Below are 15,536 nucleotides of genomic sequence, written 5' to 3' on the forward strand. Positions count from 1 at the left end.
TGTCACTTTGAGTGCCCACACAGATTGTCTGATAAATTGTTAAAGAGCAGTGCAACGCGGCTTTCGCTCACCGTTGCGAGGTCCCGTATAATACGTTTTCCTCATTCAGAGTCAAGCGTTTATTTTCACTTTTCTCTGTCGGCGTTCATCGCTGAACCCCTGCTGCCACGGCGGTTTGTAATCCGTTGTTCCGTGTCAGTGGAGGCGCATTATAGGGAGTTCTTCGGCGGTGACAAGCATAAATATGAAAAAGTTTTTCGTTCGCTTACTTTTCGGTCTTTACGTTTATTAAAGCCGCGAATCGCGGGTTAAATGCGCTATCTGATGGGCAAAACTGGCAACCTGGGACCAGTCTGTGTAGACCACTTCTTTACGCGTATCGGTTTCACCGCCCGTCATCTTCATAATGAGGCGAATCATAAAGCGATCGTACCAGCGATAACGCGGATAACGCAGCGCCCCCGCAAAGACCGCACTCACCATTGGATGCCAGGGAGAGCTCAGCAAAAACTTCCGCGTGTAGCTGTTGGTCTGCGGCGTACGCTTTTCTGCTTTACGCGCCACCAGGTTCACAGAATAGAAAGCGCTCGGCAGGTCATTCAGCATTGCCGCATGCTTTTTCACAAAACGGTCCACTGCGGGATGGAAATGACCATAGCGAATCGATGCGCCGATCACCACGCGGTCATACTCTTGCCAGGCAATCTCTTGCGTGCGGTTCAGATTAACGACATCGGCATAGATGCCCTGCTCTTTAAGCTCTGATGCCAGGTAAGCTGCAATCTCACGCGTTTGTCCGTCACGCGTGGAAAATAGAATTAATGTTTTCACAAACAACTCCCTTTATTCGCGCCAGAAGGTTGGCGTAAAGAGGACCAACAGCGTAAAGACCTCAAGACGTCCGAACAGCATGTTGGCAATCAGGATCCACTTCGCGGTTGGATTCATGCTGGCAAAGTTATCAGCCACCACGCCAAGCCCGGGTCCAAGGTTATTCAGCGTGGCGACGACAGAGGCAAACGCCGAGAAGTCATCGACACCCGTTGCAATAATCGCCAGCATACTGACGATAAATACCAGCGCATAAGCAGAGAAGAAACCCCACACCGCTTCGAGGATGCGCTCCGGCAGCGCGCGGTTGCCAAGCTTAATGCTATAAACCGCATTAGGATGCACCAGGCGCTTAAGCTCGCGGTTGCCCTGTTTAAACAGTAAGAGAATGCGGATCACCTTTAACCCGCCCCCCGTCGACCCGGCACACCCGCCAATAAATGCAGAGCAGAGTAACAGCACCGGCAGGAACAGCGGCCAGCGGGCAATACTGTCGGTTGTGAAGCCAGCGGTGGTCGCCATTGACACCACCTGGAAGAAGGCCTGATTTACCGTCGTCAATGCTGAGCTGTAGACATCGTGCAGCCACAGCACCAGCGTACAGATGATCACCAGCGTGAGCTGCACGCCGATAAACATCCGAAATTCCGGATCGCGCCAGTACACCTTCAGGTTACGGCCACTTAATAAAGAGAAGTGCAGACCATAGTTACAGCCGGAGATCAGCAGGAAGATAGCAATAATGGTGTTGATTGTTGGGCTATCGAAATAGCCAATGCTGGCATCATGCGTCGAGAACCCGCCAATCGCGATGGTGGCAAAGCTGTGGCCTATTGCATCAAAGGCTGGCATCCCGGCGAACCAGAGTGCCAGCGCACAGGCGATGGTTAACAGCACATAAATGAACCACAGCGTTTTCGCTGTTTCGGCAATGCGCGGGCGCATTTTATTGTCTTTCAGCGGCCCCGGCATTTCAGCACGGTACAGCTGCATCCCCCCGACGCCCAGAATAGGCAGAATAGCCACGGCTAAAACGATGATCCCCATACCGCCGAACCACTGCAGCATCTGCCGGTAAAAGAGGATGGCGTGAGGAAGCGAGTCCAGCCCCACCAGCGTGGTCGCACCCGTGGTGGTCAGCCCGGAAAAGGATTCAAAGAATGCATCAGTGACGGTTAAATTGGGTCGTTCAGAAAAGATAAAGGGCAACGCACCCACGCTGCCCAGTACGGTCCAGAACAGCACCACGATAAGAAAACCTTCGCGGGATTTCAGCTCGCCTTTTTCCCGGCGGTTAGGCCACCACAGCAGGGAGCCAATCACCAGCGCGACAAAAAAGGTCTGTGTAAAGGCGCGGCCCGCACCATCCCGATAAATAAGCGCCACCAGTCCCGGGAGAATCATCGTCCCGGAAAACAATATGACCAACAATCCAACGATTCGGGTTATGGCACGAAAATGCATTCTGCCGCTTCCTTAGGTATTCAATAAGTAAGGGGGGGATTATTCTTCAATCGACCGTAATTGCAACGCGCCACGACTAAAATCAGCCAGTTTTGCTGAAAACGCCGGAAGCGATACCTGAGGCAACGCCACCCGCAGTTGCACCGTGGCCTGGTAATCACTGTGGACAATCAGACCCTGATAAAGCTTCAACAGCGCTTCGATGCCGGATAACTGGGCGTAATCACACAATAAAGTATATTCGGTTAACGGCGTTTTGCGGAGCGTCGTGAGGAGATTGAGCGCCTGCTGGACACCGCCGCCATAGGCCTTCACCAGCCCACCCGTACCTAACAAGACGCCGCCGTAGTAGCGCACTACCACGGCGGTAATTTCACCAACCCCACTGCCCATTAGCTGAGAGAGCATCGGCTTGCCCGCCGTGCCCGCCGGTTCACCGTCATCCGAGAAACCGAGCTTTTGCGAATCGTCAGGCGGCCCGGCCACCCACGCCACACAGTGGTGGCGGGCGTCAGGATGTTCCGCGCGTACTGACTCAATAAAGGCTTTTGCTGACTCCACGCCGTCGGTATGCGCCAACAGCGTGATGAAACGGCTTTTCTTGATCTCTTCCGTAAAGGTGACCGGCGCTGCCGGTATGAGCCAGCTTTCCATTACGCCAGCTTTAAATCTCGCGTCATGTTTTCTGTACCGTGCTCGTGGATCACCACGTTATCTTCGATACGGATCCCGCCAAACGGCTTCAGCGCGTCAATTTTCTGCCAGTTGAAGTGTTTGCTGAACTGCCCTTCACGCCACGGCGCAAGCAGAGACTCGATAAAGTAGATACCCGGCTCAATAGTCAGCACCATGCGCGGCTGCAGGATACGGGTACAGCGCAAATAAGGATACTTCGACGGTGCCGCCAGATGCGTGCCGGTGTCATCCTGCATAAAGCCTGCGGTGTCGTGCACCTGCAGACCCAGCGGGTGGCCGATACCGTGCGGCATAAACGGCCCGGTCAGGTCGTTTTCGACCATCGCCTCTTCGCTCATGTCATTGAGGATCTGATGTTTACGCAGCAGCTTCGCAATGCGCTGATGGAACTGGATATGGTAATCAACGTAGCTCACGCCAGCCTTCATGGTAGCAATCAGGGCCAGTTGCTCTTCATTGACATCTTTGATCAACGTAGCAAACTCGGTATCGCTGTTACCGGCCCAGGTACGGGTCAGGTCAGCGGCATATCCGTTGTATTCCGCCCCGGCATCCAGCAGGAAGCTGCGCATTTCGGACGGAGCACGGTGATCGAGTTTGGTGTAATGCAGCACCGACGCGTGTTCATTCAGAGCCACAATATTGCTGTACGGCACGTCAGTATCACGGTGGCCAGTGGCCGTCAGGTAAGACTGGTTGATATCGAACTCGCTCATGCCGGACAGAAACGCTTCGTGCGCCGCACGATGGCCGTTGACCGCCGTTTTTTGCGCTTCACGCATGCACGCCAGTTCATAGTCGGTCTTATAAGAGCGGTAATAATGCAGGTAATCGATCACGCCTTTCGGGTTGACGTTATCCGCCGTAATGTCGAGGCCGCGCGCACGTTCAGGTACTGGTCCGATATAGGCGATGTTGCCACGATCGGCAGGCAGCTGGCTGCCAATTCCGTCTGCTTTCGGCAGCGCGATAACCTCAATGTCTTCCGTCCAGAAGGAGGTCGGCAGCGGCTCCACGTTGTGCCAGTAATCAACCGGCAGATAGAACCACAGTTTCGGCTTGTTCACGCCATCCACCAGCAACCAACAATTGGGAACCTGCGTTACCGGTACCCAGGCTTTAAATTGCGGATTAACCTTAAACGGATAAGCGTGATCGTCGAGAAAGACATTGAACAGTTCGCCAGAGTGGATGAGCAGCGCATCCAACTTAAAACGAGCCAGTACGTCGCGAGTACGTTCCTGTAACGTAACAATATGATTCTTATACAGCGCGGCCAGTGAGTCCATCTTAGTTCCTTTTGTTTTGACCTCAAGTCACCGCATCTTAGCACACCTCAGAAAAGCTGCGTGATCTGCACCGAGCGTGATCGAGCCTACAATTATTTAATGAGTAATTTGCATTTTATTAACATAAATCCCACACTCCGATTCATCTGGTATGACCAGATCCTATTGCTGGATTCAGGAGACTGACATGCTCTACAAAGGCGACACCCTGTACGTAGACTGGCTGGAAGGTGGCATTGCCGAACTGGTGTTCGACGCCCCCGGCTCAGTGAATAAGCTGGACACTGCGACGGTGGCCAGTCTTGGCCATGCGCTGGACGTTCTGGAAAAACAATCCGACTTAAAAGGTCTGCTGCTGCGCTCAGAAAAAGCGGCGTTTATCGTCGGGGCAGACATCACCGAATTCCTCTCCCTGTTCCAGGTTCCGCAGGAGCAGTTGAGCCAGTGGCTGCATTTTGCCAACAGCGTCTTTAACCGCCTCGAAGATCTGCCGGTCCCGACAATCTCTGCGGTGAATGGCTATGCGCTGGGCGGCGGCTGCGAGTGCGTGCTGGCGACAGATTACCGTCTGGCGACGCCGGATCTGCGCATCGGTCTGCCGGAAACCAAGCTGGGCATTATGCCGGGCTTTGGCGGTTCTGTGCGTCTGCCGCGTCTGCTGGGTGCCGATAGCGCGCTTGAGATCATTGCCGCCGGTAAAGATGTCGGTGCCGATCAGGCCTTAAAACTTGGGCTGGTTGACGGGGTCGTCAAACCTGAAAAACTGTTAGAAGGAGCCGTGACCATCCTGCGTCAGGCGATTAACGGCGATCTGGACTGGAAAGCAAAACGCCAGCCGAAGCTGGAACCCCTGCATTTAAGCAAGATTGAAGCCACCATGAGCTTCACCATCGCCAAAGGGATGGTGATGCAGACGGCGGGTAAACACTACCCGGCACCGATCACGGCGGTGAAAACCATTGAAGCGGCGGCGAAGCATGGCCGTGAAGAAGCACTCAAACTCGAAAACCAAAGCTTCGTTCCGCTGGCGCACACCAGTGAAGCCCGCGCGCTGGTCGGGATTTTCCTCAACGATCAGTACGTGAAGGGCAAAGCGAAGCAGCTCACCAAAAACGTCGAGACGCCAAAATACGCCGCGGTACTGGGCGCGGGCATTATGGGCGGCGGCATCGCTTACCAGTCTGCGTGGAAAGGCGTCCCGGTCGTCATGAAAGATATCAGCGACAAATCGCTGACGCTGGGGATGACCGAAGCCGCCAAGCTGCTGAATAAGCAGCTCGAGCGCGGCAAAATCGACGGTCTGAAGCTTTCCGGGGTGATTGCAACCATTCATCCGACGCTGGACTTCAGCGGTTTCGATCGCGTTGATGTTGTCGTTGAAGCGGTGGTCGAAAACCCGAAAATCAAAAAAGCCGTGTTGGCAGAGACCGAAGATAAGGTGCGCCCGGATACCGTACTGGCCTCCAACACCTCCACCATTCCGATTAACGAGCTGGCCAGCGTACTCAAACGCCCGGAAAACTTCTGCGGGATGCACTTCTTTAACCCGGTACACCGGATGCCGCTGGTTGAAGTGATTCGCGGGGAAAAAACCTCCGACGAAACCCTCGCCAAAGTGGTGGCGTGGGCCAGCAAGATGGGTAAAACCCCGATTGTGGTGAATGACTGCCCGGGCTTCTTCGTTAACCGCGTGCTGTTCCCGTATTTTGCCGGTTTCAGCCAGCTGCTGCGCGATGGTGCCGACTTCCGCAAAATCGACAAAGTCATGGAGAAGCAGTTCGGCTGGCCGATGGGCCCGGCTTATCTGCTTGACGTGGTCGGCATTGATACTGCGCATCACGCCCAGGCGGTGATGGCAGCGGGCTTCCCGCAACGGATGGAGAAAGATTACCGCGACGCTATCGACGCGCTGTTCGCGTCCAACCGGTTTGGTCAGAAAAATGGCCTTGGCTTCTGGCGTTATAAAGAAGACAGCAAAGGCAAACCGAAGAAAGAAGAGGATGCGGCCGTGGATGGCCTGCTGGCCGAGGTAAGCCAGGCGAAGCGCGATTTCAGCGACGAAGAGATTATCGCCCGCATGATGATCCCAATGGTCAACGAAGTGGTGCGTTGTCTGGAAGAGGGCATTATCGAAAGCCCTGCTGAAGCGGATATGGCGCTGGTCTACGGCCTTGGCTTCCCGCCGTTCCACGGCGGCGCGTTCCGCTGGCTGGATACCATTGGCAGCGCCAGATATCTCGATATGACGCAGCAGTATGCACATTTGGGTGCACTGTATCAGGTACCGGATGGCCTGCGTAACAAAGCGCGCCATAACGAAGCGTACTATCCCCCGGTTGAGCCTGCCCGTCCGGTCGGCGCACTGAAAACGGCTTAAGGAGTCACAATGGAACAGGTTGTCATTGTCGATGCAATTCGCACCCCGATGGGCCGTTCGAAGGGCGGCGCATTCCGTAACGTACGTGCAGAAGATCTCTCCGCACATCTGATGCGTAGCCTGCTGTCGAGAAATCCGGCGCTTGCTGCCACCGCGATTGACGATATCTACTGGGGCTGCGTGCAGCAGACGCTGGAGCAGGGTTTTAACATTGCCCGTAACGCGGCTCTGCTGGCGGAAATCCCGCACTCGGTGCCGGCCGTCACGGTTAACCGCCTGTGTGGTTCGTCGATGCAGGCCCTGCACGATGCGGCTCGCATGATCATGACCGGTGACGCGCAGGTGTGCATGATTGGTGGCGTGGAACACATGGGCCACGTCCCGATGAGCCACGGCGTCGATTTCCACCCCGGCATGAGTCGCACCGTGGCAAAAGCCGCGGGCATGATGGGCCTGACGGCAGAAATGCTCTCCCGTCTCCACGGCATCAGCCGCGAGATGCAGGACAGCTTTGCTGCCCGCTCTCACGCTCGCGCCTGGGCCGCCACCCAGTCCGGTGCCTTTAAAAATGAAATTCTGCCGACCGGTGGCCACGACGTGGACGGCGTGTTGAAGCAGTTTTACTTTGACGAAGTGATCCGCCCGGAAACCACGGTGGAAGCACTCTCCACGCTGCGACCGGCCTTTGATCCTGTGACCGGAACCGTGACGGCGGGCAGCTCTTCTGCCCTCTCCGATGGTGCTGCGGCGATGCTGGTGATGAGTGAAAGCCGTGCCCGCGAATTGGGTCTGACGCCGCGCGCGCGCATCCGCTCAATGGCGGTTGTTGGCTGCGATCCGTCGATTATGGGCTACGGTCCGGTTCCGGCGTCGAAACTGGCGCTGAAAAAGGCCGGGCTTGCCGCCAGCGATATCGACGTGTTCGAGATGAACGAAGCGTTTGCCGCACAGATCCTGCCCTGCATTAAAGATCTGGGGCTGATGGATCAGATTGACGAAAAGATTAACCTCAATGGCGGTGCCATTGCTCTGGGTCACCCGCTGGGTTGCTCCGGGGCGCGCATCAGCACCACGCTAATCAACCTGATGGAACGCAAGGATGCCCAGTTTGGTCTGGCGACCATGTGTATCGGGTTAGGTCAGGGGATTGCGACGGTATTTGAGCGAGTATAAATCGACGAAAGGTATCTCTTCGCCAATGAAGCCATCACTGCGTTGGCGAAGAGAGAGAGTTTAGTTGCCGTTTTTCCCGCCCGTCAGGGGCGGGTTTTTTTATGCTCAGATAAAGGCAAACGCATCGCCGAACAGACGATCTTCACGCGCCTGGCGTTCGTTGCAGAACAGATCCCGGGCAATTTTTGCCATTTCGAAGCGGCCCGCAATATAGATATCGTGGTTAACCAGCGTGCCATGATCCTGCAGCACTGCCGTTAACACCGTCCCGCTGCGACCACGCCAACCCTCTTCCGGCTGTTCGACCACCGGCTCAACGCGCAGATTCGGGTGCGTAATGCTCAGCGATTCCAGTTCAGAGAGATCGTAAAGGTGCTTCTCTTCGCGGCCACCCCAGTAAATGGTGATATCACGGTCCGGATTACGCGCCAGCGCCGTCAGCAGAATGGAGCGCACGTAAGAGAAACCGGTGCCGCCCGCAATCAGGATCAGCGGACGCTCTTCGTCATCGCGCAGCCAGGCTTCGCCGTGCGGAATATCAATCTCGATTTCACTCTCTTTCAGGATGCGATCCATCACCGCCATCGCATACAGGTTGAGCTCTGACGCCCCAATGTGCAGCTCGATAAATTCTTGCTCATCCGGCGTGGACGCCATTGAGAAAGGGCGCTTATCCCGCTCATCCATCACTACCATCAGATACTGGCCAGCACGGAAGGAGAACGCCGCTTCAGGCACTAAACGGACGCGATATACGGTGTCGGTGATAGCGTCTACCGAGGTCACTTTACAGCTTAAGGTTGTCATTCGCTCTCTCTGTCGGGAAGTCTATAGGGCTTAACGGCTGCGTCAGGCATCTTTACCGTTATTCAGTATGGCCAGTTCGTCCCAGATGGCGTCAATACGCGCCGTCACTTCGGGATCTTTTTTGATCGGACGGCCCCATTCACGCTGAGTCTCGCCGGGCCATTTATTAGTGGCATCCAGTCCCATTTTCGAGCCAAGGCCGGAAACCGGCGAGGCAAAATCCAGATAATCAATTGGCGTATTTTCAACTAACACGGTGTCGCGCGCCGGATCCATTCGCGTAGTGATAGCCCAGATCACGTCATTCCAGTCGCGGGCGTTGACGTCATCATCACAGACGATCACAAACTTGGTGTACATAAACTGGCGCAGGAAAGACCATACGCCCATCATCACCCGTTTTGCGTGACCCGCATACTGCTTCTTGATGGTCACCACGGCCAGGCGGTATGAGCAGCCTTCCGGCGGCAGGTAGAAATCGACAATTTCCGGGAACTGCTTTTGCAGGATCGGCACGAACACTTCGTTAAGCGCAACGCCGAGAACTGCGGGCTCATCCGGCGGACGGCCCGTGTAGGTGGAATGGTAAATCGCATCTTCACGCTGAGTGATGTGCGTGACGGTAAAGACCGGGAAGCTGTCCACTTCGTTGTAATAACCGGTGTGGTCGCCATACGGGCCTTCCGGTGCCATTTCGCCTGGCTCGATATAGCCTTCGAGCACGATCTCCGCGCTGGCGGGCACTTCCAGATCGTTGGAAATGCACTTCACCACTTCAGTTTTGGTGCCGCGCAACAGCCCGGCAAAGGCATATTCAGAGAGGGTGTCCGGCACCGGCGTAACGGCACCCAGAATGGTGGCCGGATCGGCACCCAGCGCAACCGCGACCGGGAAGCGTTCACCTGGATGAGCGGCACACCACTCCTGGAAATCAAGCGCGCCGCCGCGATGCGACAGCCAGCGCATAATCAATTTGTTTTTGCCAATCAGCTGTTGGCGATAGATACCGAGGTTCTGACGCTCTTTGTGCGGGCCGCGAGTGACGGTCAAGCCCCAGGTAATCAGCGGCGCGGCATCTTCTGGCCAGCACTGCATGATGGGAATGCGCGTCAGATCAACCGCCTCACCTTCCACGATTTTCTGCTGACAAGGCGCACCGCGCAGCCGTTTGGTCGGCATGTTCAGGACTTGCTTAAACTGTGGCAACTTATCAAAGAGATCGCGAAAACCTTTCGGCGGCTCGGGCTCTTTCAGAAAGGCCAGCAGCTTACCCACTTCACGCAACGCACCGACATCCTCCTGCCCCATCCCCATCGCCACGCGTTTTGGGGTGCCAAACAGGTTACAGAGCACCGGCATGGTATAGCCTTTCGGGTTTTCAAACAGAAGCGCCGGCCCGCCCGCCCGCAGGGTGCGGTCGGCAATCTCTGTCATCTCCAGAATAGGGTCAACAGGAAGGGTGATGCGTTTAAGTTCGCCCTGCTTTTCCAGCAGTGCCAGGAAGTCGCGTAGATCGTTGTATTTCATGAAGTTAGTCATGGCCTCTCTGTAAGCGCTTCATTATACGGTGTAAGACTGCGTGATGCTGTAGTTTTGTTAAATTAGCGTAAAGATTCACGGTTACAGCGCCGTTTCGCCATTATAATCAACTTAGCCATCGCGCCAGGGTTTTGATATGCTTGCCCACATAAAAAGCGGAAAAGAGTCATTATGCAGGCCTGGTATTTACTGTATTGCAAGCGTGGGCAACTTCAACGTGCTCAGGAACATCTTGAACGTCAGGCGGTGAACTGCCTGACGCCGGTGATTACGCTGGAAAAAATGCTCCGTGGTAAGCGCACGACGGTCAGCGAACCGCTGTTTCCTAACTATCTGTTTGTCGAGTTTGACCCTGAGGTTATTCACACCACCACTATCAATGCGACGCGCGGTGTAAGCCACTTCGTGCGTTTTGGTGCACACCCGGCAATGGTGCCCTCTACCGTTATTCATCAGCTATCCGTCTACAAGCAGCCAGAAGGCATTACCGATCCCGATACGCCCTTCTCCGGTGACAATGTGGTGATCACCGAAGGCGCGTTCGAAGGACTGGTCGCTATTTTCGCTGAGCCAGACGGCGAAGCCCGCTCCATGCTGCTGCTCAACTTATTGAATAAAGACGTTTTGCAGAGCGTGAAAAACACCAGTTTCCGTAAAACTTAAAACTGTACGCCAAACAGGCGGCGTACGTTGTCATCCGTCTGCTCCGCCAGCCGCTGTGTCTCTTCTCCACGCCAGTGGGCGATCCGCTCAACGATATGTCCCAGATAAGCCGGTTCATTGCGCCGCGATTTAGGTTTTGGGCTGAGATCGCGTGGCAGCAGATACGGGGCATCCGTCTCGATGAGCAGGCGATCGGCCGGGATAACCGGGAGTAACTCGCGCAGTTCCAGCCCGCGTCGTTCATCACAGACCCAGCCGGTGATCCCCAGATACAACCCGCGTTCCAGACAGTCCAGCGCTTCCTGCCGGGAACCGGTAAAACAGTGCAGGACTGCACCCGGCAGTTTATCCAGCCAGGGTTCAAGCAGCGCCAGAAAACGTTCGTGTGCATCCCGGCAGTGCATAAACACCGGCATGTTCAGCTCTGCCGCCAGCGCCAGCTGGGCGTTAAAAGCGTATTCCTGCTCAGCGGGCGTGGAGAAGTTACGGTTAAAATCGAGACCACATTCCCCGATAGCCACCACCTCAGGCGAAGCGGCCAGGGCCCGCAGGGCGTCAGCGCTTTCCGGCCCCCACTGGCTGCTGTCATGGGGGTGAACGCCGGCGGTAGACCAGCAGTGGGCATAGCGCTGCGCCAGCTGTTGCGCCTGTTCACTTTCATGAAGATTGGTCCCCGTCAGCAGCAGGCCATTAACCCCAGCGTCGAACGCCCGGGCGACGACCTCATCGCTATCGTGCGCAAACTGCGGGCTGGTCAGGTTCAGACCGATATCAAACATGCTGTCTCCCATATGACAACCGCCCTGACGGGCGGCTGGTATTATTCTTCAGTGGTGTGTTCCGACTCGTCGTCGTGATCCGCTCGCCGCTTACCGACATAGAAGCGCGAGAAGAACAGGCCGACCTCAAACAGACAATACATCGGTATCGCCAGCAGGGTCTGCGAGAAAACATCCGGCGGCGTCAGCAGCATGCCGACAACGAAGGCCCCCACCAGAATGTACGGGCGTTTGTTACGCAGATCGTCCGGGGTCGTTATTCCCACCCAGCACATCAGCACGATAGCGACCGGAACCTCAAAGGCGACGCCGAAGGCCATAAACAGCGCCATCACGAAGCTCAGATAACTCGCAATATCGGTCGAGACCTGGACACCTACCGGCGCGGTATTTGCCAGGAAGCCAAACGCCAGCGGGAAGACAACGAAGTAGGCAAACGCCATGCCGATATAAAACAGCAGGGAGCTGGAAACCAGCAGTGGGATCACCAGCCGGCGTTCATGCTTATACAACGCGGGGGCGATAAACGCCCAGACCTGATAGAGGATCACCGGCGCAGAGGCAATCAGCGACACCCAGAAGGTGAGCTTAATCGGCGTGAAGAACGGCGAGGCGACGTCGGTGGCAATCATGGTTGCGCCCAGCGGCATCTGCTTGATCAGGGGCGCAGAGACCACCTGATAGATGTCATTGGCGAAATAGACCAGCCCTAAGAAAATGAGACAAACCGCAATAATGCAGTTCAGCAGGCGTTTACGCAGCTCGATCAGGTGCGCAATCAGCGGTTGAGTTTCTTCTACTGCCATGTTTACGATTTATCACTCGACGAGGAAGACGGTTCGGCAACGGGCGCAGGTTTTGATGCTGCTGAGGCTGCCGTCTTTTCTTGCTTCTGGATGGGCGGTTCTGTCGGCGTCTGCTCTGGCGCACTGGCCTGATGCTCGGCGCTGGCAGGCGTTACGCCTTCATGCTGCGCTTCGTTGTCTTTGACCAGCGGATTACGAATGGTATTGGCTTCATCGCTCGCCTGTTCCGGATCGTTAACGCTGTAGGAGCGCTTCATGGATTCTGCTGCTTCGCGCAGTTCATCCATCGAGGCTTTGAGTTCAGGCGTCAGGTTATCCAGGCTCGCCTTCTCCACTTTTTTCAGGCTGTCCTGAAACTCCTGCAGCTTAAGCTCTTGCGCCAGCTCATTCTGCACCGTCGTCGCCAGCGAACGCAGCGCGCGTACCCAGCCTGCAACTGTTTTGACTGCCACGGGTAAACGCTGAGGCCCCAGCACAATGAGACCAATCACGAATACCAGCAGCAGTTCGCTAAAACCGATATCGAACACGAATTACACCTGCTCGTTGTCGTGGCGTTTAGCGTTTTCCTTTTTGGCGTCGTCTTGTTTGTCGGCGATTGATTTAGCAGTGAAATCAGCGTCCTGGCTGGTTTTCTCCTGCTTATCTTTATCGTCATCATCACTGACCGCTTTCTTGAAGCCTTTGATGGATGCGCCAAGATCGGAGCCGATGGAGCCCAGTTTCTTGGTCCCAAACAGCAGCACAACGATGACGGCAATGATCAACAATTGCCAGATACTGATACCACCCATACATCTTCCTCGTTATAGATGATTAATTAACCAGGTCGCATTATACGTTATGCGACCCTGCGTTAGCGACGCAATTCAACGCGTTTTACGCCACCCTATCAACCAGGCCACTACGCCGCCTGCCATCAACCAGGCGGGCATAAATTCCCACTCCGGTCGATTGATCAGCAGTAGCGTGCCGCTTAATAACAGCGTCGCACCAATCCCAAACAGATAACGGGACTGACCCTGACGCACATGGTTTGTTTGCAATTCGTGGGCGATTTTATCCACGCTGTACTGCAATTTTTTGCTCTGGCGCAAACTGTCATACACCAGTTCCGGAATTTCGGGCATTTTTTCAATCCAGAACGGCGCTTTCTCTTTCAAGGAGCGAACCAGCGAGGGTAAGCCAACCTGATCCTTGATCCACGACTCAAGAAACGGCTTGGCCGTTTTCCATAAGTCTAACTGAGGATAGAGCTGCCGCCCCACCCCTTCAACGTAAAGTAATGTTTTCTGGAGTAAAACTAACTGTGGCTGCACTTCCATATTAAAGCGGCGTGCAGTATTGAACAGATTCAGCAGAACGTGACCAAACGAGATCTCTGCCAGCGGCTTCTCAAAGATGGGCTCGCAGACGGTGCGAATGGCAAACTCAAATTCCTCGACATTGGTATCCAGCGGAACCCAGCCAGAATCCACGTGCAGCTCAGCCACTTTGCGATAGTCGCGGTTGAAGAAGGCGATAAAGTTTTCCGCCAGATAGCGCTTATCTTCTTTGTTCAGCGAGCCGACAATCCCGCAGTCAATGCCGATGTACTGCGGATCTTCAGGGTGTTCGTAGCTGACGAAAATATTGCCTGGGTGCATGTCAGCATGGAAGAAGCTGTCGCGGAACACCTGGGTGAAGAACACCTGCACCCCACGTTCGGCCAGCAGCTTCATGTTGGTGCCCTGCTGTTCCAGCGTCACCACATCCGAGACCGGGATCCCGTAGATACGCTCCATCACCATCATGTTCTGGCTGCAGTAGTCGGAATAGACTTCCGGCACGTACAGCATTGGGCTGTTTTCAAAGTTACGGCGCAGTTGTATGGCGTTCGCCGATTCACGCAGCAGATTCAGCTCATCAATCAGCGTTTTTTCATATTCACGCACCACTTCCATCGGACGCAGGCGGCGACCGTCAGGCAGCAGACGCGGCACCCAGCGGGCCAGACGATAGATGAGCTTCATGTCCGCTTTGATGACCGGCAGAATGTCAGGGCGGATCACCTTGATGACCACCTCTCTACCGTTTTCTTTCAGGCGTGCGGTATGCACCTGCGCAACAGAAGCCGAAGCCAGCGGCTGGATATCGAAATCATCGAACCAGCTCTCAACCGGAATATCACCCATCGCTTTCTCGATCTGCTGCTTTGCCAGGGCGCCGTCGAATGGGGCGACCTTGTCCTGCAGCAGTGCCAGCTGATCGGCGATCGATGGCGGAAACAGGTCACGACGCGTGGAGAGCATCTGACCTAACTTGATCCACACCGGACCAAGCTCCTGCAGCGCCAGCCTCAGCCGCTCGCCAAGCAGTTTGTCCTTATGGCGATTAGGTATCCAGAACAGCGTCCGCCGCCAGAGGCGCAGCGGCAGTGTGATACGCATTTTGGGGATAAGCTCGTCGAGCCCGTAACTCAAAAATGTGCGAATGATAAAGTAGAGGCGCCGAATTTCACCAGGCGTCATTTGCCCTCCAATTTTTCAAGCCGTTTTGTCAGTACATCGACCGCACGCTCAACCGCGGCGGTTTCTTCAGCGAACCATGCTGCCTCTAGCGGGCCAGGGGCCATGCGCCACTCTTCGGTGATCACTTCGGCCACGTAGCGCTGCTGGCGCTGAAAACCTTTCTGCAGCAGGGAAGCCCCGCCGCGCAGCACTTTGCTGATCCCCTCAGCGGCAATATCACCTGTCCAGGGGGCCAGCAGTTCTGCCGGGTCGAACTCGGCCAGATCGGCCAAAGCGACGAAGTTTTGCACCACCTGAATATCGCCTTCGACCTCCAACTCACCGCTGCGGATGAGCGCGGTAAGCTGTTGGCGATCGCGCAGTTTTGGCAGCACGTTAATATGCGTGATGACGGAGCAGTCGGCCTCGCCTTCCCATTCCCCCATCACATCGAGCTGGCGTTCGCTGAACACCAGCACCAACGGGGTCGTGAACTCTTTTAACACCACCCGCAGCACTTTGCCGTTCAGACGCTGACGCGCCGGTTTTAACGCCACAGAGCGATAGAGAAAAGTATTGAGTACGTTTTCTACACCGGCTGTAATCAAGGGTTTAAACGGCAT

Annotated in this window: 15 protein-coding genes; 3 read left to right on the plus strand and 12 right to left on the minus strand. The window is 55.4% G+C overall.

The window, feature by feature from the left end; genetic code table 11:
* Positions 1-288: 288 nt before the first annotated feature.
* Genes hemG through pepQ form a run of 4 tightly spaced genes read right to left on the minus strand, consistent with a single transcriptional unit; the run spans position 289 to position 4,280 of the window.
* Positions 289-831, minus strand: coding sequence for a menaquinone-dependent protoporphyrinogen IX dehydrogenase (gene hemG, locus M8013_RS01335; RefSeq protein ID WP_271266041.1), 543 nt, complete (start codon positions 829-831; stop codon positions 289-291).
* Positions 832-843: 12 nt separating this feature from the next.
* Positions 844-2,295 (minus strand): Trk system potassium transporter TrkH, encoded by a 1,452-nt coding sequence (trkH, locus tag M8013_RS01340; protein ID WP_271266042.1) that lies wholly within the window; start codon positions 2,293-2,295, stop codon positions 844-846.
* Positions 2,296-2,334: 39 nt separating this feature from the next.
* Positions 2,335-2,949, minus strand: coding sequence for an IMPACT family protein (locus tag M8013_RS01345; RefSeq protein WP_271266043.1), 615 nt, complete (start codon positions 2,947-2,949; stop codon positions 2,335-2,337).
* Complete coding sequence (gene pepQ / locus M8013_RS01350) at positions 2,949-4,280, minus strand: Xaa-Pro dipeptidase (protein WP_271266044.1); 1,332 nt, start codon at positions 4,278-4,280, stop codon at positions 2,949-2,951. The genes M8013_RS01345 and pepQ overlap by 1 nt, the downstream gene beginning before the upstream one ends.
* Positions 4,281-4,467: 187 nt before the next feature.
* Here pepQ and fadB point away from each other — a divergent pair, with 187 nt between their 5' ends.
* Both fadB and fadA read left to right on the plus strand, forming a co-directional pair.
* Positions 4,468-6,657, plus strand: a complete 2,190-nt coding sequence (fadB, locus tag M8013_RS01355) for a fatty acid oxidation complex subunit alpha FadB (protein ID WP_271266045.1) — start codon at positions 4,468-4,470, stop codon at positions 6,655-6,657.
* A gap of 9 nt (positions 6,658-6,666) precedes the next feature.
* Positions 6,667-7,830 (plus strand): acetyl-CoA C-acyltransferase FadA, encoded by a 1,164-nt coding sequence (fadA, locus tag M8013_RS01360; RefSeq protein ID WP_271266046.1) that lies wholly within the window; start codon positions 6,667-6,669, stop codon positions 7,828-7,830.
* A 105-nt stretch (positions 7,831-7,935) separates the two neighbouring features.
* Here fadA and fre read toward each other — a convergent pair whose 3' ends face one another.
* A complete protein-coding gene (gene fre, locus M8013_RS01365) occupies positions 7,936-8,637 on the minus strand; it encodes an NAD(P)H-flavin reductase (protein ID WP_271266047.1) in 702 nt (233 codons plus the stop codon).
* 42 nt (positions 8,638-8,679) lie between these two features.
* Entirely contained in the window at positions 8,680-10,176 is a 1,497-nt protein-coding gene (gene ubiD, locus M8013_RS01370) for a 4-hydroxy-3-polyprenylbenzoate decarboxylase (protein WP_271266048.1), read from the minus strand.
* 171 nt (positions 10,177-10,347) lie between these two features.
* On the opposite strand from ubiD, the gene rfaH reads away from it, so the two are divergent.
* A complete protein-coding gene (gene rfaH / locus M8013_RS01375; protein ID WP_271266049.1) occupies positions 10,348-10,839 on the plus strand; it encodes a transcription/translation regulatory transformer protein RfaH in 492 nt (163 codons plus the stop codon).
* On the opposite strand, the gene tatD is transcribed toward rfaH, so the two are convergent.
* From tatD to ubiJ, 6 genes are all read right to left on the minus strand, one after another.
* Positions 10,836-11,618, minus strand: coding sequence for a 3'-5' ssDNA/RNA exonuclease TatD (gene tatD, locus M8013_RS01380; RefSeq protein WP_271266050.1), 783 nt, complete (start codon positions 11,616-11,618; stop codon positions 10,836-10,838). The genes rfaH and tatD overlap by 4 nt on opposite strands.
* A gap of 41 nt (positions 11,619-11,659) precedes the next feature.
* The gene (gene tatC, locus M8013_RS01385) at positions 11,660-12,424 is read right to left on the minus strand and encodes a Sec-independent protein translocase subunit TatC (RefSeq protein WP_271266051.1); all 765 of its coding nucleotides are present in this window, start codon (positions 12,422-12,424) and stop codon (positions 11,660-11,662) included.
* Positions 12,425-12,426: 2 nt separating this feature from the next.
* Positions 12,427-12,954: a Sec-independent protein translocase protein TatB gene (tatB, locus tag M8013_RS01390; RefSeq protein WP_271266052.1), complete on the minus strand. Its 528-nt coding sequence runs from the start codon at positions 12,952-12,954 to the stop codon at positions 12,427-12,429.
* Between the two features lie 3 nt (positions 12,955-12,957).
* On the minus strand, positions 12,958-13,218 hold the full coding sequence (tatA, locus tag M8013_RS01395) for a Sec-independent protein translocase subunit TatA (RefSeq protein WP_271266053.1): 261 nt from the start codon (positions 13,216-13,218) through the stop codon (positions 12,958-12,960).
* 75 nt (positions 13,219-13,293) lie between these two features.
* Positions 13,294-14,934, minus strand: a complete 1,641-nt coding sequence (gene ubiB / locus M8013_RS01400) for a ubiquinone biosynthesis regulatory protein kinase UbiB (RefSeq protein WP_271266054.1) — start codon at positions 14,932-14,934, stop codon at positions 13,294-13,296.
* Complete coding sequence (ubiJ, locus tag M8013_RS01405) at positions 14,931-15,536, minus strand: ubiquinone biosynthesis protein UbiJ (RefSeq protein WP_271266055.1); 606 nt, start codon at positions 15,534-15,536, stop codon at positions 14,931-14,933. The genes ubiB and ubiJ overlap by 4 nt, the downstream gene beginning before the upstream one ends.

The sequence above is a fragment of the Silvania confinis genome (assembly GCF_025564085.1).
GTDB lineage: Bacteria > Pseudomonadota > Gammaproteobacteria > Enterobacterales > Enterobacteriaceae > Enterobacter > Enterobacter confinis.